The sequence below is a fragment of the Sphingomonas endolithica genome (genome assembly GCF_025231525.1).
Lineage (GTDB): Bacteria > Pseudomonadota > Alphaproteobacteria > Sphingomonadales > Sphingomonadaceae > Sphingomonas > Sphingomonas endolithica.
Genome location: NZ_CP103057.1, coordinates 1,855,129 through 1,879,571, shown reverse-complemented (window position 1 = coordinate 1,879,571; position 24,443 = coordinate 1,855,129). Strand labels below are relative to the sequence as shown.

Here is a 24,443-nt window from a genome sequence, read left to right as displayed (position 1 = left end):
TTCGATAGTCTGGCGGAATGCAAAGCGTGACATTCCCAACACTGGGCTAGTCCTCTCATATCTACGCTTTGTGCTCGATCTGCCGTCCGGACCACGTACCTGGCCGACCTCCAACGAGACGGCCAGCCCAGTAAAATGGAGATTGAGAAAACAGCAACGCGAACCTGAACGAAAGTCCGGTTCCGGGGAGCGCGGCCGGGGCCGTGAATGTCGCCTTGTGGGTCTCTCCGGCCTCGGCCGCAAAGCCATCTATGACCGTCGTCAGCAATGCCGTATCGTAACAACAGCTTGTCCTCTGGATTGTGAGATTTGCTACCTCATACTCACCAGTCCACCTAATCCGGGGTAGATTGGATTTTGCAAGAAAGCATTGCTTTACTGCTGCCCCTGTCATCCAAGTAAGTATTGATATGAGGGTTTTTATCCACCCGCCTGCTGTAATGACGTATCTTGTATTTGGTATAGAATGCGCGATTCATTTCGAGTCGTGCTGCCTGTACGACTTGGCCCACGGTGACCCCGTCAGCAAACGTCGTTACGTATAACGCGTTTGTATCGCCGATCATCCCGTTTATCTCCAGGAACCGGACAGGCAGGCCCAAGATAGCGAGGCCCGGTGGCGCAGCGACCTTGCCGCCGACACTCTCAAGATCGCCGTCGCGCGACTCTCTCTTGAAGCCGAGTGATCTAAGCAGGGTCAGGTCGCCTGCCCGCTCGGCGCGCCCCCCCGACGTCTTATGGAACCTATTTGCCTCAGCAACAGGGTTCTCGTCAAATTCGCACATGAAGGCTTTGATGTAATTAGCCGGTAAAGTCCTGCCGCTTTTCGGGGGCCTTCCTGCTCCCTCCCGCTTCGTTTGCCGTTCGGCCATGGAAATATGGACGCTGTCTGTCCCAGGCTTGTCGCCAGAATAAGTCTCGCCGAAGTTGCACGCCGTAAGCGCAATAAAAACTGGGAGCAGCATCTTCATACTCGGCCAATCTCTTATCTCAAGAAGCCTATATCGACACCAAACTTGGCTTCACTTGCATGCCGGTTCCGCCAGCCCAAGCCGTGAGCCTATCAGCCCCAAACCTGTGCTTTGGCGGGGCGAGCATGCTAGAACCGCCTATATGTCAAAATCCCAAAGTAACGGCGGCACCGTCGATGTCGACGGCGCCATATATGATTGGCACCTCCAGCGTGAACCGCATCAGTCGGATGACGAAGGTTGGAAAGGAATGATGATTGCCCTTCTCCAGCGCGGTGCCAAACGCGAAGCATGGGTAGCATTCCCGCCGCCTAAGCGGCTCTTGAAGGGTATGCCGCGCGGTCGTCTTCAACTCGATGATGCAACGATTTCGCGGTGCGTGCGCGCCGCTCTGTCGGCCGGTTGGGAGCCGATGTCCCGGGGCAAGCCGGTGGTGTTCGCAGTCGATGCCGAAGGCAATTGAAGCGACTGATGCGTGCGAGAGCCGAAGTCCGTATGGCCGCGACGGCGCGATCTGCGTTGAAGGTTTTTGCCCGACTTTATACTAGCACCGGATTGGTGCTTGAACGCCTCGCGCTCCAAGGCACGTATAAAGGCAAATCGTCAGATTTTTTGAATTCAATGAATTATCGACATTCATTCCATGCTGGCAATAGCGCCGATGTCGTGAAGCACAGCCTACTGGTCGCGCTTGTGCGGGCCTTGCAGCAAAAACAGAGCGCGCTGACCCTAATCGACACCCACGCGGGCTGCGGGCTGTACGACCTTGGCAGCGAGGAAGCACGACGCACCGGCGAGTCCGCGCAGGGCGTGCTGCGCGCCTTTGCCGACCCAAATCCCTTGCTGAACGACTACCGCGCCGCCGTACAGGCGGTGAATGTCGGGCTCGAGCCGCACCTCTACCCCGGCTCGCCCAGGGTTCTTGCGCAGCTTCTGCGCCCACAGGATTTCCTGATCCTGAACGAGAAACACCCCGAGGACGTTCAAGCCCTGCGCCGCGTGATGCGCGACACATCCGCTGCCGTGCATGAGCGCGACGCCTACGAGCTTTGGCTGGCGATGCTGCCGCCCCGCACCGCGCGCGGCGTCGTGGTGGTCGACCCGCCGTACGAGCAGCCCGATGAACGCGCACGTCTCACAGCCACCCTCGCTGCGGCTTACCGCAAATGGGCGCACGGGGTGACGGTAATCTGGTTTCCGTTAAAGGATCGCGCCACGCATTGGCGGTGGAAGGAGCAGTTACGCAAGCTCGGCATCCCGAAATTACTGCAGGTGGAGCACTGGTTGTACGATGGCGATCAGCCCGGCATCTATAATGGCGCGGGCCTTTATATCGTCAATCCGCCCTACGCCTTGACGCAGGCGCTGCCGCCTCTGCTGGAAGCCCTGCGCGCCGTGCTAGCGCCGGAGGGGCATAGAGGCGAGATCACAGCCGATTGGTTGAGCGATTGAAGTAAGCCCTCATTGATCCCTTCTCCTAAAGAAGGAATTGCCGCGCTGCTGATCTCGAACAGTGCATCCCGCAAAGAAATCGCTGGCTTTCGGAGGTTGGCTGGTGACCGTCGCTGCTTGTGCTCCGCGTTCACCGGGAGCGCTGGCAGGGGTCTGCTTGCTCTGGAAGCAGTCGACTGCCGAAGACGCTAGAAACAGTATCTCCAGTCCCGAAGAGCGTCATCGAGCTTGAGGTCAGCAGCCCCGATAACGTCTTATCGGGAGGCTTGAACGGCTAGTTGAGGGTCGGTTGATACGACGGCGACAGGTCCGATGGGTCCGCCAGCGCGATAAGACGTTATGGGGGCTCCGTCACAGAGGAAGTCGTGTTGTCTCATTATCTTATCGCTGAAAGCGAGCTGCCTGATGAACGGGCTGCCCGCCGCGAACGGGCCGGGAAGAGCTCAGGTGAAACCTATGCTGCCACACTTTCACAGATGGTGCCGGGCGCTAAGGTGGCAATCGTTGCGCCAGCAGACGACGATGCCCGAACCTATGCGGCGGACGAGCTCGCTGTCTTCGATGCAGTGTTCCTGACGGGTTCGCCGATGCACGTATATCGCCAGACTCCGGAAGTCGATCGCGTACTCGCCTTCATGCGTACGGTGTTTGCATCGGGGGTGCCGTCTTTTGGGTCGTGCGCCGGTCTTCAGATCGCCGTCGCAGCGGCGGGGGGACGCGCGCGGAAGATGCCGCAGCGGATGGAAGCGGGTGTAGCGCGGCGGATCAACGCGACTGCGGCCGGCCGCGACCACCCCTTGCTTGCAGGACGCCCGGCGGCCTGGGATGCGGCGGCGATCCACGGCGACGAAGTCGACGAACTGCCGCCGGGCAGTAGCCTGCTTGCGAGCAACGCCGTCACGCGGGTCCAGGCAGCCGAGATCAACTTCGACGGGGGAACGTTCTGGGGTGTGCAATATCACCCGGAACTGTCGCTCGCAGAGATCGCGAGTGCGTTGCGCAGCCAAGCGACGGACCTCGTAGAGGCCGGATTGGCCAACGAAGAGGTCGACGTGCATGACCACGCTGCGTTGCTGGACGGGCTACACGCCGATCCGGAGCATCGTCCAACACGGTGGGCGCTCGGCGTGGATGACGAGCTGGCAAAAGAGATCAACCGCCGCCGGGAGATCGCCAACTTTCTTGCCCATCTGGCCAAATAGGGATCTGAATGACTGTCCGCTTTCGGGAAGCGGCGAAAGAAGCTTTCTGGTCCGTTTGTGGGTTTTTGGAGCGAAAAACGCTCGGCGGCTAACGCCCCTAGGGGGCAGCGCTTCTCAGCGAGTTACCAGATAGCGGAAGGTGGTTCGCCTGTTCGGCTGTCAACTTGAATGAGCTTCGTTAAGGGAGCCTGATGCACCTTACTGTGGACGCATTCTCCTTCCTGATCCTGGTCGCGTTCATCGCGGGCGGGATTGATGCGCTGGCTGGTGGGGGCGGACTCCTCACGATCCCGGCGCTATTGGCTGCTGGCGTTCCTCCCGTGGCAGCACTGGCAACAAACAAGTTGCAGAGCACGATCGGCACCGGGTCTGCGGTGCTGACATTCCTGCGAGCTGGACGTATCGATCTGAAGGCTTTCGCGATCCCAGCGGCCGGTGCGTTTTGCGGCTCCGTCCTGGGCGCGACCGCCGTCCAACACATAGATTCCAGTTTTCTTTCAGCGTTCGTGCCGCTGCTGCTGATCGCAATGGTGTTCTACTTCCTGCTCGCGCCAAAGATGAGCGAGGTCGACCGACATGCAAGGTTTGGGCGATGGGGTCTGGCAGCGGTCTGCTCCGGCCTTGGCTTTTATGATGGCTTCTTCGGACCCGGAACCGGTTCGTTCCTCACAACTGCACTCGTCGCGCTCGGCGGTCTTGGCCTTCTCAAGGCCATTGCGAACACGAAGTTCATCAACCTGGCGACCAACGTGGCGGGTCTGCTGGCCATGATCGCGGGCGGCAAGGTGCTTTGGGTTCTGGGCCTTAGCATGGCGGCAGCGAACGTCGCAGGCAATCAGGTGGGCGCCCGGCTTGCAATCCGCTTTGGAGGGCGCGGTGTACGTCCACTGCTGGTCGTGATGTCATTGGCGTTGACGATCAAGCTGCTAATAGACCCTAAGAATCCCTTGTGGCAGCTGCTGCTCTAAGGGTCGCGCGATGACCGCCTGCTCTGTCGCTGTCCAAAGCTGACGGGAGGCACCATCATGCCGCCGTTTGCCTGCCGCAAGCTGGCCATGGGACTGGTCGTGCAACTGCGCGCGCGTTACATGTTGGGCATGATCAGATCACTAGCTGCGGCTCTCATCGTGCTTCCTTCCAACGCCTTAGCTGCGGACCAAGCGCTTGCACCGGGCAGTTGGGACGTCACGTCAACTACCATCGACATGTCCGTGCCGGGGTTGCCAGGCTTCATAGCGCGCATGATGAAGGGTAAGTCGAAGACGGAGCGCAAACGCCTGTCGGCCGGGCAGGGAGTGGAGGCGCTTATCGCGCCCGATCCGAAGGCGCGTTGCCATGTCGATGTTCAGAACGTCGCCGATGGCAAATACAACCAGACGCTTACCTGTCCGCAGAAGAGTGGCGCCCCCGTTCATCTCACCCGAGCAGGCACTTACGACAAGACCGGCTTTGTAGGGCGCGCCACGGTGACCGGGGCGACAACCAAGGGAGCGATGCGCATCGTGCTCAGCCAGCGCGCCGCGCGCGTTGGCAACTAACCACGTAACGGGACAGACTCCTTGCTGGAGATCGAGCACGTATCGCACACCTATGCTGACGGCACCCCGGCGCTAGATGACGTAACGCTGTCGATTGACCGCGGGCTGTTTGGGCTGCTTAGGCCAAACGGGGCGGGCAAATCGTCGCTGATGCGGGTCGCAGCGACGCTGCAGTTGCCATCTGCAGGGCGGCTCCGCTTCGACGGGATCGACGTGCTTGCGGAGCCTCGCGCGCTACGGCGCCGGCTCGGCTACCTGCCGCAGGATTTCGGTGTCTATCCAGGCGTATCGGCCGAGGTGCTGTTCGAGCAGATCGCAGTACTCAAGGGAGTAACGGTGCGGGGTGACCGGCGCGACGCCGCCGAACGGCTGCTGCGGCTGGTGAACCTTTGGGACGCCCGTGGCCGAGCAGTCTCAACTTTCTCCGGCGGCATGCGCCAGCGTTGGGGCGTGGCGCAGGCGCTGATCGGAGATCCGGACCTGCTCATTCTGGATGAGCCGACAGCCGGACTCGACCCCGCTGAGCGCAACCGCTTTCAAGAACTGCTGTTCGGCCTTGGTGAGACTGCGGTTGTGATCGTATCGACGCACATCGTGGACGATGTCGCAGATTTATGTGAGCGAGTAGCTGTGCTGGCTGGCGGGCGAGTGCTGGCCAATGGTTCACCGGGTGCGCTTGGCGGCGCGCTCGATGGAAGGGTGTGGCGTGGACCGGCAGAGTCCGGTGCTGGCGCTGCGACGTTGCTCTCGCGCCGGCTCTCTGGTGGCCGACTGTCGGTGCGGGTACTTTCCGATGAACGTCCGGGTCCGGACTTCGAGCCCGTCACCGCAACGCTGGAGGACGCGTATTTCGCGGCGCTCGGGCACCGGGCGGGGTCCCGACGATGATCCCTCGTCTCGCCTGGCACGAGCTTCGTCAGCAGCTCGGTGGGCGTGTCTTCTGGATCGTCTTCGCAGTATCCACGCTGATGGTTGCGGGCGGGATGGCAATCGACGACTTGCGCGTGGGGCTTGCTGACGAGGGCGCCCGCACCGGGGCGGCAGCGATCATGCGAACACACCTCGTTTGGACACTGTTCTTCCTGTTCACTGCGGCGGCGTTTGTTGGCGAGGCGGCACTGCGCGACGAGCTAAGCGGGTTTGCCGACTTGGTCCGCGCAATGCCAATATACCGCCGGAACTACACGCTCGGACGGTTTCTGGGCGCATTTGGCGCGGTGTTGCTATGCTTCGTATCGGTGCCCGTCGCGATGGCAGCGGGCGGCGTGGTGCTGGGACTCGGATCGGGCCTGGCAGGGGCCTATCTGTTCGCGTTTGTTGCGCTGGCCTTGCCCAACTTATTTCTGGCCTCCGCCTTGTTCTTTGCGCTCGTGTCGGCGGCCCGGTCGATGACAGGCTGCTTGCTCGGCGCGGCGGGACTGCTGACGCTGTACGGGCTGGCAGGCGATAGCGGCGGGGGCGGCGCGGGGCTCAGCTTGATAGAGCCGTTCGGGTTTGCTGCAGTGGCCGACGCCACGCGAGGGTGGAGCCCTGCTCAGCGAGACGCGATGTTGCCCTCACTTGGCGGCGCGTTGCTGGCAAATCGCATGCTCTGGCTGGCGGTCGCTGCGGCGCTGGTCGGGCTTGGGACATGGCTGGCGGAACCACGCCCGCCCCGAAAACCTGTGCGGGGCTTACCGTCGCTGGCCGTGGAGGAGCGCGCTGAGCCGCCTCATGCAGCCGCTCTGCCGGCCGACCAACAGCGGGCGTTGTCTTCGCTGCACGCACGCTCCGGGTGGAGCATCGCCGCAAAGCAGATCGGCCTGCGCACCGCTTTTGAAACTCGGCGGGTAATCGTGACGCCGGCCTTTGCCGTGCTGCTGCTGATGGGCTTGGGGGCTGCCGCGGCAGCAGCGGCGCGAGTGACCGGAACGCCGGCCACGGTGGCGGCGCTGGCCACCTCGTTCCAGCTTGTGCCGTTAGTGGTCGCCTTGTTTTTCGCGGGCGAATTGTTCTGGGCTGAGCGCGAGCACAATGTAGCGCCCCTCATAGCGGCGACTCCGGCAGGCGGGACGTTGCTGGTAATCCCAAAGCTTCTCGCGCTGGCTGTTGTCCTCTTCTTACTTGCGGTGACGAGCGCGGGAGCCGGGGTTGTGACCGAGTTTGCCAAAGGTCAGCCGCCTACGCTCGCTGCGTACGTCGGATGGTACGTGTTGCCCAAAGCGTACGAATGGCTGCTGCTCGGAGTGCTGGCGCTCTTCCTGCAGTCACTCGCACCAAACAAGCTCGCCGGTTGGGGATACATGATCTTTTACCTGATCGGCTCGCTCGCCCTTAGCAAGCTCGGCTGGCAGGACCCACACTACAGGTACGGCGGTTATCCTGGGGCGCCACTGCCGCCGAGCTTAAGCGGGGCGCACAGCGTGGGGTGGTACCGGCTCGGGTGGGGAGCGGTGGCTGCGGCCATGGTAGCACTCGCATGCAAACGAGGAGCCGCAGGTGAGCGAGACCAGCGGCGTTGAGACACGCGTTATCGCTGACGTGAGCTTCCCTCTCCTTTCCCGTACGATCCGTATAAGCCGGCGTCGCGCCGCGAGCACACCTGAGCGGATGTCTGAAGTGGGTTGAGCCTACGGTAGTAGTGTGGAACGTCGCTGATCAACTTGTCGAAAGGTGCATTCGCGGCGGAAGTGCCCGCGGCCGGCCCTGCTAAACACACGTTTGGCACGATAAGGCTTGCGTAGAAGCGGGGTGAGCCGGAAGCGGACAGGCAGAGGCCTTCGTCACATCTCCTCGCCTGGATCGATTCACATGGACCTTCGCCGCTTCCTTTCGCCTAACCGCCTATTTTCACTTGCGTCGAACGACCTGGCGATCGATCTCGGCACGGTGAACACGGTCGTCTACGTTCGGGGCCGGGGCATCGTCCTGAACGAACCATCGGTGGTTGCGATCGAGACGATCGCCGGCGTGCCCCGCATCCGCGCGATTGGCGCGGAAGCCAAACTCATGCTCGGCAAGACGCCCGACAACATCCGCACGATCCGCCCGATGCGCGACGGCGTCATCGCCGATATCGAGGTCGCCGAGCAGATGATCAAGCACTTCATCGACAAGGCGCACGGCGGATCGAGCCGACTGCCACGTCGACCGGAGGTAGCCATCTGCATCCCATCTGCTGCGACCATGGTCGAACGCCGGGCGATCCAGCAGGCGGCGTCGCGTGCCGGCGCCGGAAAGGTCTACCTGATCGAGGAGTCGATGGCGGCTGCGATCGGTGCTGATCTGCCGGTGACCGAGCCGATCGGCGCGATGGTGGTGGATATTGGGGGCGGCACTACCGAGGTCGCGATCCTGTCGCTGCGCGGTCTCGCCTACAGCACATCCGTCCGCATCGGGGGAGATCGAATGGATGAAGCCATCACATCGGGCATTCGGCGTCGCCACAATATGATGATCGGCGAGGCCACGGCCGAGCGCATCAAGGTGGAGATCGGAGCAGCACGTGCGCCAATCGACGGCGACGGCGCATCCATGCGCGTCAAAGGACGCGATCTGCTCAACGGCGTTCCGGCGGAGATCGTGGTGAGCGAGGCCGAAGTTGCCGTCTTCCTCAGCGAGCTGGTTGGCCAGATCGTCGAGACCGTCTTGTCCGCGCTTGAGAAGACCGAACCCGAGCTCGCCGCTGACATCTACGATCGCGGCATCGTGATGACGGGCGGTGGCAGCCTGCTGTCGCGGCTCGACCAGGTGCTCTCGGATGCGACAGGCCTACCGGTCATCGTTGCCGAAAACGCGCTGACATGCGTCGCGACCGGTGCTGGACGAGCGTTGGAGGACCCGGTCCTCAGTGGCGTTATGACCGAGTCCTAGGAACGTTGCATAGGTCCGTTTGGGCTGAGGGCTCCCAGCCGAACACACTTCGGCCGCCATATTCGTGGGATCGCGCGCGCTCCTCGAGGATGTGGGCGGCCAGGGATGGACCGGTGGCGCTCGTCTCGAGCCGCCGCGCCTGTTCGTCGAGCCGCCGGATAGCGGCCAGCTGCTCCGTCTCGCCCAGCTTCGCCTTCATCACCGCGGATTTCATCACGCCGATCGTCTGATCGTAGACTTTCGTGGGCACCGGGAATGGGTGGCGGTCCTTGCCACCATGCGCGAGCGAAAAGCGAGCGGGATCGCTGAAGCGGCATGGCGCGCCGTGGACGACCTCGGCGACCATCGCCAACGCGCGCACGGTACGCGCGCCGATGCCCCGCACGAGCAGCAGCTCGGCGAAGTCCTTCGGTCCACGCTCCGCCGCGGCAGCCAGCGCGCCGTGCAGCCGACGCTCGACCACGTTCTCGCTGCGCACGTCGTTGTGTTCGGGCATTATCAGGTGAGGGAGAAGCGCCTGACTGTCGGGGACTGGGTCCGGGCGTTCCCGATCTGAAGCCTCCATGATCACTTTGGTGATGCCATCGGGGCCGATCGTCGCGAGCAGGTCGAGCTGGCGATCGCGAGACGCCGCAGCCCGGCGATGTGCGAGGTTGACGATAACGCCCGTGGCATGCCCTTCGATCGCGGCATGGGGCGCGTCAACGAAGCTCTCCAATCCTTCCGAATGCCAGTGGTATCGCCGTGCTTGGCGGCGGTCCGCATTCATGCCCTGCTGCACGACGACCCAGCGTCCATCATCGGCGACCACGAAGCCGTGAAGGTACAAGTCGTAGCCATCTTGCAGCGCGGCGCTGTCCACCTTGGCGACGAGCCTGCTGGTGCGGGCGAGGTCCGCGCCGTCAAGTCCGACCCGCTCGCCGACTGCGACGAGCTCCCCCGGTGTCGCGCGCGAGTGCTTCCCCCGCCCCCCGCAGACGTGAATCCCGAGTTCGGCGGACAGTGGCGCAAGGCCGCGCTTGAGCGCCCCAAGCACGCTGGTGGTGATGCCGGATGAATGCCAGTCCATGCCCATCACCGCGCCGAACGACTGGAACCAGAAGGGATGGGCCAACCGGCGCAGGAACTCGTCGCGACCGTATTCAAGGATGATCGCCTCGGTGATCACAGCCCCGAGCTTGGTCATCCGTTGGCCGAGCCACGCCGGCACACGGCCACCGTGGAGCGGCATGACGGCGCTGCCCGCACGGCGACCCATCAGGCGGCGCCCATAGCGGGCAGATCGGGATCTGGAGACCGACCGAACAACGGCAGATCGACGCCAGCCGCAGGCTGCGCGGCGAAGTTGGAAACGGTCACACCGACCAGTCTGATGCCCTTCTCGACGGGCAGCACGGAGCGGATCAGCGACAGACTGGCCTCCCGCAGGGCGGCGTGGGTGGAGACGACGAAGGGCAAGCTGCGGCTGCGCGTGATCTGCTGGAAGTCGCCATATTTGATCTTCACCGTGACGGTGCGACCGAAGGCCTGCTTCTCATCACACCAGCACCAGACGTCCTGGGCCATGCGCATCACGCCTGCCTCGATCGCCGCGGGCTCGGTGAGGTCGCGCTCGAACGTCGTTTCCGATCCCGACGACTTCCGTTCCCGATTGGGGTTGACGGGGCGGTGGTCGATGCCACGCGAAATTCGATGGTACCACTCGGCCGAGCTGCCGAAATGCTCCTGGAGGAAGGATAGCGACTTGCCGCGCAGATCCGCACCGGTCTCGATATCGAGCGCATGCATCCTTTTGGCGGTCACCGGTCCGACGCCGTGGAAGCGCGAGACTGGCAGCGTCGCGACCCAATCGGCGCCCATTTCCGGTGTGACCGCGAACTGGCCATCAGGCTTGCGGTGGTCGGAAGCGAGTTTCGCGAGGAACTTGTTGTAGGAGATGCCGGCGGACGCGGTCAGGCCGGTCTCGTCCAAGACGCGCGCGCGGATCGCCTTCGCCGTCAGCCAAGCGGTTGGCAATCCCGCGAGGTTCTCGGTGACGTCGAGATAAGCTTCGTCCAGCGATAGCGGCTGGATCAGCGCAGTGAACTCGGCGAACACCGCGTGGATCTGCTGGGAGACACTGCGGTAGACGTCGAAGCGCGGAGGCACGAAGACCAGGTCTGGACACCGACGAAGCGCGGTGACGGAGGGCAGGGCGGACCGCACCCCGAAGGTTCGCGCCTCATAGCTCGCCGCTGCGACGACGCCGCGCGCTGCGGGGTGGCCAACGGCGACCGGCCGCCCGCGCAGGGCTGAATCATCACGTTGCTCAACAGACGCGAAGAAGGCGTCCATATCGACGTGGATGATCTTCCGGACGGCGTGCGACTCCATGTTCAAAGGCTTAGCAACGGGTGAACGGAAAGGGAACGGTTTCAAGCCGCTCCGGAGCAAGCGTCTTCGACCCAAAACGGCGTCCCGCAATTTTGCTCGACACCCCGCCGATACGCAGCTTGCCCTTCTGGTCAAGTTGGCGGCTAAATTATTTAGTCGGCATTCGGCGTTCTGCGGCATTACGCACTCACGTCTTCAGCCTCCCCGAGCTGTCCTGCAGTAGCCAGAAGCGAGTATAGCGCTGTAAGCGCGGAAGAATGAGCCATTGTAGCGTCGCTGTGAGAAGCAGTGATGAGGGCAGGAGCTGGAGTGGCAACGGCGCATCCTTCAATGCAGCGCGGGCCGCTAGACTGATCACGAGCAGTACCGGAAACACCGTCAGCCATGTCGTGACAAATCGCTTCCACTTGCTCGCGCTCGCATCGCTAGGCAGTTCGAACGCGACACCATCGCCCGCTCCGGATTGGCGAAGCGCAGTGGAATAGCGGTCGGCGGCGGCAACATGAGCGCTGAGGGTATCGTCGGTGTGCCACGCTTCAGCGGCTTTCTGATCGTCAAAGCGAAACAACAGATGCTGAAAGCCGGCGGTCTGACCGAGGCGGATCGCGGCGCGATAACCCGGCGCAGCGCGAGCGAGGCGCATAAGTTCCTTAGCCCAACGTTCGAACTCCTCCTCGTGCCCGCCGTGGATGGCACGGCTGGTGACGATGGTAGCGGTTTGATCTGGATCTGCTGGCATGGGCAATGAACGTACCGCCCCGCAATGTCGTTGCTAGTCGCGCTCAGAAGTCGCTAGCGTACATCAGCAGGAATCGTTTCCTTGAAGCGCAGCTCGCCTTCTAAGCGACCATGAAGGACCGAAGAATGCGCCGTCCCCGAGACTTGTTTGCAACGCTTGCGCTGGTTCTTCCGGCATCCGCGAGCGCTGCTCCCTGGTGGTATGTGGCGCATGACGAAGGCCGCGCGGTGTTCATCGACGCAAAATCAATTCAGCACCGCAAATCCACGATCGCTTTTTCGTCCAAGGACGTCATCCGTGAGCACGACAATCCGGTCGCCATGGCGGTCAAGTTCCTGCAGGCCGATTGCGCCAAGCGGCAGATCGGCTGGGCAGGCGTGCAGCAATTCGGTTACGATGAGGCGGTGATCGACACCTCAACCCGCCGTAAAGCCGGTATGACAAACGCTATCGACCCCCTAGACGATGCCGCACTGGACTTCGTGTGCGCGGATGACGCGAGCCGTGCCGCCGGGGGCTTCTTTCCGATCAGCATCGACGATGCGGCCTTCACAGAGGCGCTGCTGAGCGATGCCAGCAATAGCCTGACGCCCCGTGCGCTTCACGACAAGATGGCGGCGGCGCCTACGACGGTGGTGGTCCGCTCGACTGCCCCGGCACCGGCCACCTTCGGGCAGACGCAAACGGTGGCGATAGGGCAGCCGATGGTCCCGCCGCGCGATTATTCGAAGGGGCCGCAGGTGCCGAATCCGGCCGATTACTCGTCTGACGAAGTGGGCCGGATTTACGATGTCGCTTACCAAGGCATCAAGGACGGGCAGCTACAATTCGAAATACGAGGCTATTCCATCGATGACCTGGTCCACCCCGGTTCCGGCCAGATGCAAGCGGCGGACCCGCGCGAACGCCCGGTCCTGATCAAGGACCTTGTCATCACGATCAAGGCGGCAACCGCCGAGCGGATCACGTACTCCATCGCCATTCAGAAGTGACTGCCACGCCAAAATACAGCGCCGCGTCTCGTGCCCTCGTCTGGCAAACGCCAATTTGAGCTTTTCCGCTTCCTGAACCATCTTTTTGATCTAGCGCGCTCTACAGACGCCCTGAACGTCCAGAATGGGGTCAACGGATCCCAGATCCATATCAGCGCTGCTTCTTCGTCGTGCCAGCGGTGAAATCGGAGTCCTTTTTCGCAACCCAGTCGACAAATCTACGCACGGCGGGCTCGGCGAGCAGCCCTTCCACATTCATGCCGTGACGTTCGAGCTCGGAATTCGTGAAGTTGGCTGTCACTGTCTGCTGACAAATAGGGTGCATCGGCACAACGTCGCGACCGCCCCTGCTCTTTGGCACGGGATGGTGCCAGACGATGGTCTTGCCGGTCGGCCGACCACAAAGCCAGCACCTCGCTACCGTCACTGTTTCCTTTTCGTCCCTATCCAGGTCTTCAAAGGCGCCGTGTTTCAAATGCTTGCGAGCCATGCGTTCATGAATCCGTACCTGCGCGGCCTGACATGACCGACGCGATCGGCACCAGTACACAAGCGTTTGATCAAGACCGACAGGAAACGCCATTTCGTACAGACATGGTCATGTCGGATACGTTCGGCATCGGCGATGGGGTCGTTGAGCGTCAATCAGCCGAAGGGGCGGACTGCGCTTAGTTGAGCACCCTCTTAGTCTCGGCGAGTACTCATCCCGCGTTCACGGCCCCAAACGACCGCGCCGCTGCGACGGTTGACACCGATCTTTGCGTACAGCCGAGCGACGTGGTTACGCACAGTATTGCGCGAGAGCTTTAGTCGCTCGGCAATCGAGCTGTCGTCCAGGTCATCACAGATCAGCTCGAGAATTTCGCGCTCTCGAGGGCTCAGGTTGGCGGCGGGCACCCGGACTTCGGGGCGACGCAAAGTGGCGAGCTTGTCGAGGATAGAATGGCTGAGCCAGTTCGTATCCTTCATCACCTCCTCGATCGCATCAGCGAGCTCACGCTCGGTCTGCTTGCGCTCGGTCACGTCCTGATAAACCCAGAGCGAGCAGGCTGCGCCGTCCACGCAGATCGTCTCCGCTGATACCAGGCAGTCGATTTCGGTGCCCGTCGTCGACAGGAGTTTACCGTCGCGATCTCGCACACGCCCTTGTTCGGCAAGATCATGTTCGAGCGCTTCGCGTTGCTCAACACGGCTCCAGAGCTTCAATTCATCTGGTGTCCGACCGACCGCTTCCGTTTCGTGACCTGTGAGCTGGCGAAAGGCCGCGTTGACCGTAGATATCCGGTGATCGGCATCACGCGTGACGATCATCGCGACAGGCGCCATCTCGAATATCGCAAGAAGATGATGCTCACTGGCTGCCAGCGCCTTTTCGGCTTGTCGCCGCGGCTCCAGGTCGGCGAAAGTGAAAAGAAGCGCGTCGTCCGCAGTGACGTCGATCGGCTGGGCGGCGAACAAGACCCGGCGCGTCGATCCATTAGCGACCCGTAGCTCAGCCTCCGTCTGCATGACGACCTCGCCCTTTTCGATGTGGCGCCTAAAGGCGCCCCGGTCGGCGATGCCGCGGAGCAGATCGAGGCCGAATAACGACTTGCCGACCAACGCTTCCGGAGTGAAGTCGGTCAACGTCTCGAAGCCTGGGTTCACCTGAATGACGCGCTGATCGAACAATCGCACCACAATGGCGGGCGCGGGATTGGCGCTGAACATCGCCTTAAACCGGGCTTCCGCGTCAAAGCGCTCAGACACATCGTTGATGACCAGCGCCAGATAGTCGGCTTCGCCACCATCGACGTTCATCACGACGTCGCGGACCTGATGCACCCATCGTACCTCGCCGTCGCCGGCGGGTGCGACTTCGACGACCAGGTCAGGAAAGGACTCGCCCGCGAGCAGGCGAAACAACGGATATTCCCGGTGCTTCATCGCGCGATGGTGGGCGGTGTATAGCGTGAAAAGCTGTGCGTAGCCTTCGGCTGTCTTACCCATTTGCTCAAGGGCTTGTACGCCGTGCATGCGCAGCGCAGCGGCGTTGGCACTCAATATGACGCCGGTGGCATCGATCAGGATCACGCCGTCGAGCAATTGTGCCATGAGTTGATCGAGGTGGCGAAGGGTCGGCTGGCTTTGGCTTTGAGCGGTGCTTGTCATGTCATCCAAGCGCCCGACGCGCCCCGCTGTTCCATCGACCTGCATCAACGCTCTTAGTGCTGGAGCACCAACCGTGCGTAGCGGTCCACGACCTTGCATATGAACATTCGTGAGCCGACCGATGTTCAGTCACCACGCAAACTCGCGAAAGGAAAAGCCATGGGCCTTATCGTTCTTCTTGTAGTCGGTGGACTGATCGGCTGGGTCGCCAGCATGATCATGCGCACAGACGGCCAACAAGGTATCATACTCAACATCGTCGTTGGCATCGTCGGCGCAATGCTGGCCGGGTTCATCGTGACCCCGCTGATCGGCGGCGCACCCATCACCAGCGGCGCTATCTCGATCCAGTCGGTGCTGGTGTCGCTGATCGGCGCGATCGTCCTGCTGGCGATCATCAACTTGTTTCGCCGCGGCTCGGTACGTTAATCTCAGGAGATCAAGACATGAACACCAATTTGGCATCTGCCATCTTCGACACACCGGCCGAAGCCGATCGCGCGGTAGCGGAACTGCGCCAGGCGGGCGTGCCCGATCGCGCACTGTCGATCGTAGCCAGAAACGACGGCGTGACCAGCACCGCTGGCGGCGACGGTGAGGTCACCGATGACGGCCATGGCAGCATCATGCGTGGCATTTTGGGCGGCGGTGCACTCGGCGCCGGGCTTGGCGTGGCGGCGCTTGCAATCCCCGGGGTTGGACCTCTGGTTGCGGCCGGCGCCATTGCCGCATCGGCATTGCCTGGCGCAATGGCGATCGGTGCCGCCGCTGGTGCCGCTGCGGGTACGGTCAACGAGACGTTGATGTCGCATGGCATCAATGAGGAGGACTCCGGCTACTATGACGACCATCTTGGTCGCGGTGGCGTCCTCGTATCAGTCGACTCGAGTTCCGATGCTGTGTCGGCTGAGACCGTAACCGACATCCTGTATCGCAACGGCGGGCACAGCTCGCGGCGGTCACGCCTCACGGCGTAACTCCAAAGTGAACCAGACCGGCAGCAGTGTCGGTCCGGTTCGCAGGGTTGCCACTTTGTTATCTAATCCACTGCAATCTCGAATTCGCAACGGAAGCGGATCCGCGGTGGCGGCCAGACCGAGCTAAGACCATCACGCGAAGGGGATCAGCTTGGAGGCTGCGAAGCGACTTTCGATCTCGGCGTGTAGTTCAATACGCGTTTCGTCGCCGCGTTGGGGCTCGAAAGCCAGGAGGCTTGTTGGCAATCCACCGCAAGTAGCGACGCACATCGTCCCGTTCCCGCAGCTGATCCATCGTTGCGTAAGATGTGGCTAAGTCGCGGTTCGCCACAAAGGCATGGATAGTGCGATGGCAGATCGGGTGCACTGGCACAGTTCGCGTGCCGCCTTCGCTCTTCGGTACAACGTGATGTCGCTCCACGGCTCTGTCAGAGCAAATGCACCGATCGTTAGGCGGGGTGGGGTAGGGATCGGCATGCCTCGCCCCCGCAAGCCTGCCGGCCCGTTTCGCTACTTCAACTCATCACCCGAGGTGATCCGCCTGGTGGTAATGATGTACGTGCGGTTTCCGCTGTCACTCAGGAACGTTGAGGATCTGCTGTTCGAGCGCGGTATCGACATCTGCCACGAGACGGTGCGGATGTGGTGGAACAGGTTCGGGCCGATGTTCGCAGGCGACATACGCCGGCAGCGTATTTCGCGAATGCGCGGTTTTGGCACTGGCGCTGGCACCTGGACGAGATGTACGTGAAGCTGAATGGCGAGATGGTCTACCTCTGGCGAGCGGTCGATCACGAAGGCGAGATCCTCGAGAGCTACATCACCAGGACCCGCGACAAGGAGGCAGCGCTACGCTTCATGAAGAAGGCGCTGAAGCGTCACGGCAGCCCTGAGGCAATCACCACCGACGGCCTGCGCTCTTATCGTGCAGCAATGAAAGAGCTGGGTAACGAGCAGAAGCAGGAGGTCGGACGCTGGGCCAACAACCGGGTTGAGAACAGCCACCTCTCGTTCCGAAGAAGGGAGCGAGCGATGCTCAGGTTCAGGCGGATGAAGTCGCTACAGAAGTTTGCCAGCGTGCACGCCAACGTCCACAACCACTTCAATCTCGAACGCCATCTCGTCGACCGCCAGACCTACAAGGAACGCCGCTCAGCCGCACTGGCTGAGTGGGGTCAGGTGGCGAGCTAGGCAATCGCGCTCAAAGACCAGAGTGCATCGTGTGGAGAGCGGTTCGCATTAGACTGACAGCACCCCCGCCGGCGTTCACGGGCACACCAATGCTCTGCTTGCAGCATAAGTCGAATGCTATCTGGCGGTGCGGTATCAAACGTCCGCTATGCGCCCAATTCAAGACATTCATGATTATCGGGAGTGATCCCCCGAGCTCCGGTTCGGCTACGGTCGGACGCGTCCGAACGAACGAACCAAATTGTGGTTAGTCCGACAGTACCGCTTGCAGCACTAGTCGAAAATTTTGTGCTGGGCCGCTGGCTTCGCGCCAGACATTGCCAGCGTGAAGGTGAAGTCCTGATTTCGCAAACGGCAGAGCTCGCAAGATCCAACAGATATTCACTACCAGTTCGCCAGGTTACTTTGTCATCAAGGTATTAGGATCAGCACCCCGTCCCAGCGCACGAGGAAGTTATGCAGCGTCTCACCACTCCATTCGGATTTCAATCGACGGCCGCAGAAGTAGCGAGGGGAATTGATCTCAGCGGCAAGCGCATCCTAATTACGGGGGGCGCGGCTGGGATCGGCCTGGAAACCGCACGGGTGCTGGCGAGAGCGGGTGCAGAAATTACGCTGGCAGTGCGGCGCCCTGAAGCCGGTAAGCCGGTTGCCGAGGAACTTCGGAGGGCGATCGGCAATTCAGCAATCGAGGTGCGGCAGCTTGATATATCGGATCTCCGCTCAGTCCGATCGTTCGTGAGTGATTGGGCAGGTCCCCTCCATGTTTTGATCAACAATGCCGGCATCATGGCTGTGCCGGAACTCGAGCGGAGCTCACAAGGATTCGAGCTTCAATTCGGCACTAATTATCTCGGTCACTTCGCGCTGACGCTGGGGCTGCACCGCTATCTTGCAGCGGCGAACGGCGCGCGCGTCGTGTCGGTAAGCTCAAGCGGACACTTCTTCTCGCCAGTCATCTTCGATGATCTTGGCTTTGATTTCGTGCCCTACACCCCGATCGGCGCCTACGGGCAGTCGAAGTCGGCGGCGGCGCTGCTGTCGGTTGGAATTACGCAACAATGGTCCAGCGACGGCATTCTTTCGAACGCGTTGAACCCCGGTGCCATCGCGACCGGGCTCCAGAAGCATACCGGCGGCCTGAAAACCCCGCCCGAACGTCGGAAGACACCTGAGCAGGGCGCCGCCACTACTATCTTGCTGGCGGCGTCGCCTCTGCTGGACGGCATCAGCGGCCGATATTTTGAAGACTGCAATGAGGCAGAAAAGGTTGCTCGTCGCCCAACAGACTTCACCGGCGGTTATGCCGCCTACGCGCTTGATCCCGACAATGCCGCGAGATTGTGGGACGTGTCACGGCGGCTGATCAAGGAGGCCAGCAAGTGATCAGCGATGATGCACAACGCGTCGGCCCCGCTGGCGTGGGTGATCAGAGCGGACCAGTGAGCGTGGCAGCCCAAAAAGATGCGGCCTTCCTGGCGCACGACCTCTGCAACCATCTGCAGGTGATAACGAGCGCCTTCGGATTGATTCAAAGGGCGGTCGGCGACGATGCGTCGGCGTCGCTGTCAGTCCTTCTCAACGGCGCCCAGACATCGTTGACGCGTGCCAGTCGGCTGAGCCGTCAGATTGCCGACGGTGGCAGAGACGAACAACCCCGTGGTGCTCCTGTCTCAATCTCTGAACGGCTGGAGCGCCTGCGCGATACCATATTGCTGTTCGCCGGATCTACCATCGTCGTCGAGTTTCTCGTGGATGAGGAGGTTCCCGATGTTCTCTGCGCCGCGGAAGCGCTCGACGATGTGCTTCTGAACATCGTTGGCAACGCTGTTCGTGCGATGCCGGACGGTGGTCGCATGGCGCTGACCGTGACCTGCGACGCGCCGTCGCTGGGAGGCGCGCCGTCGGTGGTGATGCGCATCGGCGACACCGGTTGCGGAATGACTGCTGAGATAGCAGCACGCGCCTTTGAACCCCGCTTCACCACGCGGCCGCCAGGCCAGGGATCGGGCATCGGTCTCGCGATGGTGGCGGATTTCACACGCGCCGCAGGCGGGATGGTGGAGCTCGAAACGCGTGTTGGCGTCGGAACTGTCGTGACGCTCCGGCTACCCAGCGTGCCAAGACACGCCCGCGCCACGCGTATCGAACCGACTGGTGGCAGGTGATCGGCGAGCCCAGGCTTCGGTGGGGCGCTACTGTTGGTCGAGGCGAGCTCCTAAGCCGTCCCAAGGGATCTTGCCGTGACACCGCGTAATGGTATCCAAGGGGATAGACTGTGACCCACAACTTCGCCGACCTGATGTTCACCCCGCAGGTGCAGGCTGTTCAGCAGCAACTGGGCTCGCGCGCCGCCTACGCCCGCTTTGCCGCTGCGGACACCGCCGGCGATGACCGATTGACCGATGCTGAGCGTAATTTCATTGCCGCGCGTGACAGCTTCTACATCGCCACGGTCTCGGAGACGGGTTGGCCGTATGTACAGCATCGTGGTGGGCCCGCCGGCTTCCTCAGGGCAATCAACGATCGCACGATCGGCTTCGCGGACTTTCGCGGTAACAGACAGTATGTCACTGTCGGCAACCTCGTCGGGGACGACCGAGTAGCCTTGTTCCTCGTCGACTACCCTAACCGCCGACGCCTCAAGCTGCTCGGCCGCGCTCGCGCTATCGCGGTGGACAGCGATGCGGATTTGCTAGAGCCGCTGCGCGACGGCTACCATGCGGAGGCGGAGCGCGGCCTGATTATCACGATAGAGGCGTTCGACTGGAACTGCCCGCAGCACATAACGCCGCGCTATACCGAGCGAGAACTGGAAACGGCGCTAGCCCCGTTTCGAGCGAAGCTGCGAGCGCTCGAGGCAGAGAACAGAACGCTCCGTGCCAAGATCGAGCATCCCTCGAGCTGACAGTACAACCCGCGCGTATACGATAGATACGGGAGCCCGCACCCGCAAACCTGTTTGCGGATGCGGGCTGTGAAGGGCTGATCAACGTGTTGCAACTTTCCGATCGAGAAAACCGCGGATCAGCTGCGCCATCTGGTCGAGCTTATCCTCAAGCGCAAAGTGCCCGGAATCGATCAGATGGAACTCAGCGTCGGGCAGGTCCCGCAGGTACGGCGTCGCGCCGGTCGCCGGGAAGATCTTGTCGTTCTTTCCCCAGACGATGATCGTCGGCGGCTTGTACTTGCGGAAGAACGCCTGAAACCGAGGGTAGAGCGGCACATTAGTGCCGTAATCCTTGAACAGATCGAGCTGGATGTCGAGATTGCCGGGCCGGTCGAGCAGCGGTTGATCGTGCGTCCAATTGTCGGGCGAGATGTGCGACAGGTCGCTCATCCCGTCGGTATACTGGAACTTGGTAGTCTCGAGCGTCATCAAGCCTTCGAGCGCCTTGCGATGCGCGGGCGTGTCGCTGCTCCAATAAGCTTTTATGGGATCCCAGAACGGCCCGAGGCCCTCTTCATAGGCGTTGCCGTTCTGAACGATCAGCGCGCTGACACTTTCGGGATGCTTCAGCGCGAGCCGGTATCCGACCGGCGCGCCGTAATCCATGACGTACATCGCGTAGCGCTCGATGCCCTTCTGCGCGAGCAGCTTGTCAATCAGATCGGCATAATGCGCAAAGCTATAGGCGAACGCCTTGTGGTCGGGCGCACCGCTCTGGCCAAACCCTGGATAGTCCGGCGCGATGACATGGTATTTGTCGGCGAGCAGCGGAATCAGGTTGCGGAACATGTGCGACGATGTCGGAAAGCCGTGGAGCAGCAGCACGACCGGGGCGTTGGCGGGACCCGCCTCGCGATAGAACATGTCGATCCCGTCGATCTTCTCGGTATGGTACCGGGTCATGATGACCGGCGCCATCCTCGCGGCGGCGGGCTTGGCGGACGCCGCACGCGGGGCGGCGGCAGTCGGAGCGGCCGCTAGTGCGAACAGCGCGACGCACGAGGCCAGGTCGCGATATCGTGATCTTGTCATGTCGGTCTCTCTCTCGTTGGGTTGAAGAGCTTCGTCACACCAGGTGAGCGGCGGGCCGGAGCGGGGCGGGAGATTGCGCAGTGCAATGCGGCAGACTGGCGCGGGCAGGCGCGCGCTCGACGAGCTGACGCGCCGCAATATGCTGGCGCCGCCACCGCGCCGGCGTGAGGCCGGTCAGGCGCTTGAAGACGGTGCAGAAATGCGCCTGGGTCTGAAAACCACAATCGAATGCCACCTGGGCAAGATTTTTATCGCCCTGCGCCATCAGCCGCTTGGCCTGCTCAATCCGGCGTGTCAGCACATAATCGTGCGGCCTGAGGCCGGTCGCCGCGCGGAACTGGGCCGCGAAATGCATGCGGGACAGTCCCGATGCGGCCGCCAGATTGCCGAGCCGCAGCTCACCCACGATGTTCGCTTCGACGAGAGCCTGAACCTTCTTCAGCCGCCACGACGACAACTGGCTGGGCGGCGATCTTACAGCGGCTTGGCTGCTGCGGAGGAAAGGTGCTTCGGCGCTCATCTCATCTATCCTCGACCGGATGGATCGGTGTCGGCAATCGGCGCTGCGCAAAGACAGCATCCCCGATCGTCGTAGCCTGGATAGCCGCTGATGCGCGGCACTGCCCGTGAGGATGCGGCAGCGATCGTTAGTTGGAGCGAGTCCCGCCCGCGGCCCAACGACGGTCGGAATGACGCGCAAGCCGCCAGTCAGGTGCTGAGCGTCCGCAGTTCGCCGCGGAAGATGCCGAGGAGAGTCCGCACGAACAGGCCCGCGATCACGCACGAGGCAAGCGCGAGCAACGCCAGCCCGATTGCGCTCGGCACCAGTCTCGGTGTCGCGGCGGCGAAGCGGATCGCCGCGCTCGCCGAGGCGGCGAGCGGAAAGCTCACCGCCCACCACGCGACGCGGAACGGGCAGCACTGCGCCAATTGGCGCAGCCGGCCGAGCAGGACGGCAAGCAGGAATATCGTCAAAGCGTAGAGCCCCGTCGCGAAACCATCCACTTGCCCGGTAATCGCGACGTACGCGGAAAAGCCGACCGAGAACGGCGCCACGAGAATGAGCACAGCAGGCTGCAAGGCGGGCGGCAGCGGACGTCCGAACAGCAGCCGCGAAAAGATCATGGTGAATAACGGCACGGCGAAGAACAGACCGATTGCGAGACAGCCGATCAGCAGGTCGGCAGGCGGCGCCGGGGAGAGCGATGGCGCGGCGAGCGGCACATCGAGCAGACCGACCACCGGCACGATCCATGCCGGGGTCGCGTGCGCGATCTGCTGCCGATCGCTCATCCAGCGATTGATGATCAGCCACGCGAACCCGAACATAGCGGCTGCACCGACCGTCCACAGGATCCTTGCCGGAAACGGCGCGTGCGGCGCGAGCACGATGGGCAATAGCAGCGAACTGATGATCACCGTGCTGAACAGATTCCCCGCAACCGGGTGCCGGAATTCCGCAACGACTGCGTCGAAGGCAAGGATCGCCTTGGCAAGATAGGCGATCGTCAACAGGAGGAAGGCCGCCACGGCCACGATCGCGATCGCATGCGAGATCCCCATCGGCACGCCGTAGAGATGCGTCGCCAGTCGCCAAGCCACGCTCAGCCCCGACAGGCCCATGACCGAGGCGAACAGCGCCACCGGCAGATAGTCGAAGCGCTGGCGCGCCGCTGCCACGCCCGCGGCGACACCAGCCGGATCGGCTCGCTGCGGCTCATCCTCCGCGACCGGCGCAGCCACGAGTTTGTCCGCCCCAGGCAAATCAGCGCTCCCGAGCCCTTGTCGCGACGGGAACTAGGTGGAAGTCGAACGGCCCCTTCGACGTCACGAAGATCAGGCAACCGGTGTCCGAAAGGCAGTTGGTGACGTGCGGCTCGCCACCCTTCTGGTACCAATAGGAGCCGGCGCCGAGCCGGCGCGCGGAGGCAGCGTCGCTCGGCTCGTTGGCCAGTACGCCGGTGACGACCACGCCGTAATAGCTGAAGCTGTGCGTGTGCAGGCCGCTCTTCGCGTTGGCCGGCATCTTGATGAAATTGCTGTGTGGGCCAGCGGCCGGGTCGCCCCAGCCATCGGCGACGGTCAGCCCTTGCTTGTTCTGATAGAAATGCAGCCGTTCGACCGGGATGACCGCCGATATTTCGGGCGCTCCAGGCTTGTTCGCTGCTTCGGGCAACGAGCCACCGATCAGCGCCGTCGACAGCAATAGCACACCCAGGACGCTTCGCATTGCGGCCGCCTTGTCCTACCTGGCACCCGCTTGATGCGCGCGCTCGGCGCCATGGTGGACGCGCCGGGCAAGAAGGTCTTTCCAGAAAGCACGAGCTTCGAAATGTGTGGATAACCATGGGTCGCGCTGCATGTCTGTTGCCGGCGGTTACAGTGTAATCACCCCGCGCCTAAGCGCTTCGGTAACCGCCCGTGTCCGGTCGTCGACGCAAAGCTTTCCGAAAATGCTGCGCATATGCGTCTTCACCGTGTCCTCGGAGATCGACAGCTGCCAGGCGATCGCCTTGTTGGCATTGCCTTCCGCGACGAGACTGAGAACCGCGATTTCCCGTTCGGTCAGCGTCTCCTCGCCAGAACGTAACGCCATCTCCTGCGCAACTTCCGCGGCAATGTGGCGCTTGCCCGCGTGCACCGCGCGGATCGCCGAAAGAAGCTCGGTGCGTAATGAGCTCTTCAATAGATATGCCATTGCACCGGACTTGATCGCGCGCGCGGCCTGCACATCGCCCTGATAGGTTGTGAGGACGATGATCCGTGCATCGCCCCACCGGGCGCGGATCGCATCGATCGCATCGAGGCCACCCATCTGCGGCATTTGCAGGTCCATCAGGGTGACGTGCGGCCGCAATCGCTCGAACGCCTTGATCGCTTCGCCGCCGCTCGACGCTTCGCCGACCATCAGCATGTCGCTTTCCATCTCGACGATCGCGGCGATACCCTGGCGTATGGCGGGGTGATCGTCGACCGTGAGGATGCGGATCCGACCAGCTGTCGATGTCGTCACCGCAAGTTGT

26 protein-coding genes and 1 pseudogene are annotated in these 24,443 nt (G+C 62.3%); 16 read left to right on the top strand and 11 right to left on the bottom strand.

Annotated features, from left to right (window positions below; all coding sequences use genetic code 11):
* Window positions 1–335 precede the first annotated feature (335 nt).
* Entirely contained in the window at window positions 336–971 is a 636-nt protein-coding gene (locus tag NV382_RS08840) for a hypothetical protein (RefSeq protein WP_260600126.1), read from the bottom strand.
* A gap of 142 nt (window positions 972–1,113) precedes the next feature.
* Between NV382_RS08840 and NV382_RS08835 the strand changes: the two genes are divergently transcribed.
* From NV382_RS08835 to NV382_RS08800, 8 genes are all read left to right on the top strand, one after another.
* Complete coding sequence (locus NV382_RS08835; RefSeq protein ID WP_260596822.1) at window positions 1,114–1,434, top strand: hypothetical protein; 321 nt, start codon at window positions 1,114–1,116, stop codon at window positions 1,432–1,434.
* Between the two features lie 158 nt (window positions 1,435–1,592).
* The gene (locus NV382_RS08830; RefSeq protein ID WP_260600363.1) at window positions 1,593–2,423 is read left to right on the top strand and encodes a 23S rRNA (adenine(2030)-N(6))-methyltransferase RlmJ; all 831 of its coding nucleotides are present in this window, start codon (window positions 1,593–1,595) and stop codon (window positions 2,421–2,423) included.
* A 368-nt stretch (window positions 2,424–2,791) separates the two neighbouring features.
* Complete coding sequence (locus NV382_RS08825; protein WP_260600125.1) at window positions 2,792–3,625, top strand: type 1 glutamine amidotransferase; 834 nt, start codon at window positions 2,792–2,794, stop codon at window positions 3,623–3,625.
* 191 nt (window positions 3,626–3,816) lie between these two features.
* Window positions 3,817–4,593 carry a TSUP family transporter gene (locus NV382_RS08820; protein WP_260600124.1) on the top strand — a complete coding sequence of 259 codons (777 nt, stop codon included), beginning with the start codon at window positions 3,817–3,819 and terminating at the stop codon, window positions 4,591–4,593.
* A gap of 57 nt (window positions 4,594–4,650) precedes the next feature.
* Entirely contained in the window at window positions 4,651–5,163 is a 513-nt protein-coding gene (locus NV382_RS08815) for a DUF3617 domain-containing protein (protein ID WP_260600123.1), read from the top strand.
* A 21-nt stretch (window positions 5,164–5,184) separates the two neighbouring features.
* Window positions 5,185–6,051 carry an ABC transporter ATP-binding protein gene (locus tag NV382_RS08810; RefSeq protein ID WP_260600122.1) on the top strand — a complete coding sequence of 289 codons (867 nt, stop codon included), beginning with the start codon at window positions 5,185–5,187 and terminating at the stop codon, window positions 6,049–6,051.
* Window positions 6,048–7,664 (top strand): ABC transporter permease, encoded by a 1,617-nt coding sequence (locus tag NV382_RS08805; protein WP_260600121.1) that lies wholly within the window; start codon window positions 6,048–6,050, stop codon window positions 7,662–7,664. The genes NV382_RS08810 and NV382_RS08805 overlap by 4 nt, the downstream gene beginning before the upstream one ends.
* A gap of 289 nt (window positions 7,665–7,953) precedes the next feature.
* The gene (locus tag NV382_RS08800) at window positions 7,954–9,015 is read left to right on the top strand and encodes a rod shape-determining protein (protein ID WP_260600120.1); all 1,062 of its coding nucleotides are present in this window, start codon (window positions 7,954–7,956) and stop codon (window positions 9,013–9,015) included.
* Here the strand turns inward: NV382_RS08800 and NV382_RS08795 are convergent.
* The 3 genes from NV382_RS08795 to NV382_RS08785 form a co-directional block, all read right to left on the bottom strand.
* The gene (locus NV382_RS08795) at window positions 8,999–10,273 is read right to left on the bottom strand and encodes a DUF763 domain-containing protein (RefSeq protein ID WP_260600119.1); all 1,275 of its coding nucleotides are present in this window, start codon (window positions 10,271–10,273) and stop codon (window positions 8,999–9,001) included. The genes NV382_RS08800 and NV382_RS08795 overlap by 17 nt on opposite strands.
* A complete protein-coding gene (dinB, locus tag NV382_RS08790) occupies window positions 10,273–11,388 on the bottom strand; it encodes a DNA polymerase IV (RefSeq protein ID WP_260600118.1) in 1,116 nt (371 codons plus the stop codon). The genes NV382_RS08795 and dinB overlap by 1 nt, the downstream gene beginning before the upstream one ends.
* A gap of 187 nt (window positions 11,389–11,575) precedes the next feature.
* Window positions 11,576–12,127, bottom strand: coding sequence for a putative antibiotic biosynthesis monooxygenase (locus NV382_RS08785; RefSeq protein WP_260600117.1), 552 nt, complete (start codon window positions 12,125–12,127; stop codon window positions 11,576–11,578).
* 125 nt (window positions 12,128–12,252) lie between these two features.
* Here NV382_RS08785 and NV382_RS08780 point away from each other — a divergent pair, with 125 nt between their 5' ends.
* Window positions 12,253–13,119 carry a hypothetical protein gene (locus NV382_RS08780; protein ID WP_260600116.1) on the top strand — a complete coding sequence of 289 codons (867 nt, stop codon included), beginning with the start codon at window positions 12,253–12,255 and terminating at the stop codon, window positions 13,117–13,119.
* 151 nt (window positions 13,120–13,270) lie between these two features.
* Here NV382_RS08780 and NV382_RS08775 read toward each other — a convergent pair whose 3' ends face one another.
* Entirely contained in the window at window positions 13,271–13,609 is a 339-nt protein-coding gene (locus NV382_RS08775; protein ID WP_260600115.1) for a hypothetical protein, read from the bottom strand.
* Window positions 13,610–13,641: 32 nt separating this feature from the next.
* Between NV382_RS08775 and NV382_RS08770 the strand changes: the two genes are divergently transcribed.
* Entirely contained in the window at window positions 13,642–13,791 is a 150-nt protein-coding gene (locus tag NV382_RS08770) for a hypothetical protein (protein WP_260600114.1), read from the top strand.
* Between the two features lie 12 nt (window positions 13,792–13,803).
* Here NV382_RS08770 and NV382_RS08765 read toward each other — a convergent pair whose 3' ends face one another.
* Window positions 13,804–15,315: a PAS domain S-box protein gene (locus NV382_RS08765; RefSeq protein WP_260600113.1), complete on the bottom strand. Its 1,512-nt coding sequence runs from the start codon at window positions 15,313–15,315 to the stop codon at window positions 13,804–13,806.
* A 114-nt stretch (window positions 15,316–15,429) separates the two neighbouring features.
* On the opposite strand from NV382_RS08765, the gene NV382_RS08760 reads away from it, so the two are divergent.
* From NV382_RS08760 to NV382_RS08730, 6 genes and pseudogenes are all read left to right on the top strand, one after another.
* A complete protein-coding gene (locus tag NV382_RS08760) occupies window positions 15,430–15,699 on the top strand; it encodes a GlsB/YeaQ/YmgE family stress response membrane protein (RefSeq protein WP_260600362.1) in 270 nt (89 codons plus the stop codon).
* 17 nt (window positions 15,700–15,716) lie between these two features.
* Window positions 15,717–16,247, top strand: coding sequence for a hypothetical protein (locus tag NV382_RS08755; RefSeq protein ID WP_260600112.1), 531 nt, complete (start codon window positions 15,717–15,719; stop codon window positions 16,245–16,247).
* A 475-nt stretch (window positions 16,248–16,722) separates the two neighbouring features.
* Window positions 16,723–17,438, top strand: a pseudogene (locus tag NV382_RS19760) (IS6 family transposase).
* 456 nt (window positions 17,439–17,894) lie between these two features.
* Entirely contained in the window at window positions 17,895–18,824 is a 930-nt protein-coding gene (locus tag NV382_RS08740) for an SDR family NAD(P)-dependent oxidoreductase (RefSeq protein WP_260600111.1), read from the top strand.
* Window positions 18,821–19,606, top strand: coding sequence for an ATP-binding protein (locus NV382_RS08735; RefSeq protein ID WP_260600110.1), 786 nt, complete (start codon window positions 18,821–18,823; stop codon window positions 19,604–19,606). The genes NV382_RS08740 and NV382_RS08735 overlap by 4 nt, the downstream gene beginning before the upstream one ends.
* 134 nt (window positions 19,607–19,740) lie before the next feature.
* The gene (locus NV382_RS08730; protein ID WP_260600109.1) at window positions 19,741–20,346 is read left to right on the top strand and encodes a pyridoxamine 5'-phosphate oxidase family protein; all 606 of its coding nucleotides are present in this window, start codon (window positions 19,741–19,743) and stop codon (window positions 20,344–20,346) included.
* 81 nt (window positions 20,347–20,427) lie between these two features.
* On the opposite strand, the gene NV382_RS08725 is transcribed toward NV382_RS08730, so the two are convergent.
* The 5 genes from NV382_RS08725 to NV382_RS08705 all read right to left on the bottom strand — a co-directional run bounded on the left by NV382_RS08725 (window position 20,428) and on the right by NV382_RS08705 (window position 24,433).
* Window positions 20,428–21,420 (bottom strand): alpha/beta fold hydrolase, encoded by a 993-nt coding sequence (locus tag NV382_RS08725; RefSeq protein ID WP_418066775.1) that lies wholly within the window; start codon window positions 21,418–21,420, stop codon window positions 20,428–20,430.
* Window positions 21,421–21,454: 34 nt separating this feature from the next.
* Window positions 21,455–21,940, bottom strand: coding sequence for a helix-turn-helix domain-containing protein (locus NV382_RS08720; protein ID WP_260600108.1), 486 nt, complete (start codon window positions 21,938–21,940; stop codon window positions 21,455–21,457).
* A gap of 188 nt (window positions 21,941–22,128) precedes the next feature.
* A complete protein-coding gene (locus tag NV382_RS08715; protein WP_260600107.1) occupies window positions 22,129–23,163 on the bottom strand; it encodes an SLAC1 anion channel family protein in 1,035 nt (344 codons plus the stop codon).
* 22 nt (window positions 23,164–23,185) lie between these two features.
* Entirely contained in the window at window positions 23,186–23,650 is a 465-nt protein-coding gene (locus tag NV382_RS08710; RefSeq protein ID WP_260600106.1) for a DUF4437 domain-containing protein, read from the bottom strand.
* Window positions 23,651–23,797: 147 nt separating this feature from the next.
* Complete coding sequence (locus NV382_RS08705) at window positions 23,798–24,433, bottom strand: response regulator (protein WP_260600105.1); 636 nt, start codon at window positions 24,431–24,433, stop codon at window positions 23,798–23,800.
* Window positions 24,434–24,443: the final 10 nt, after the last annotated feature.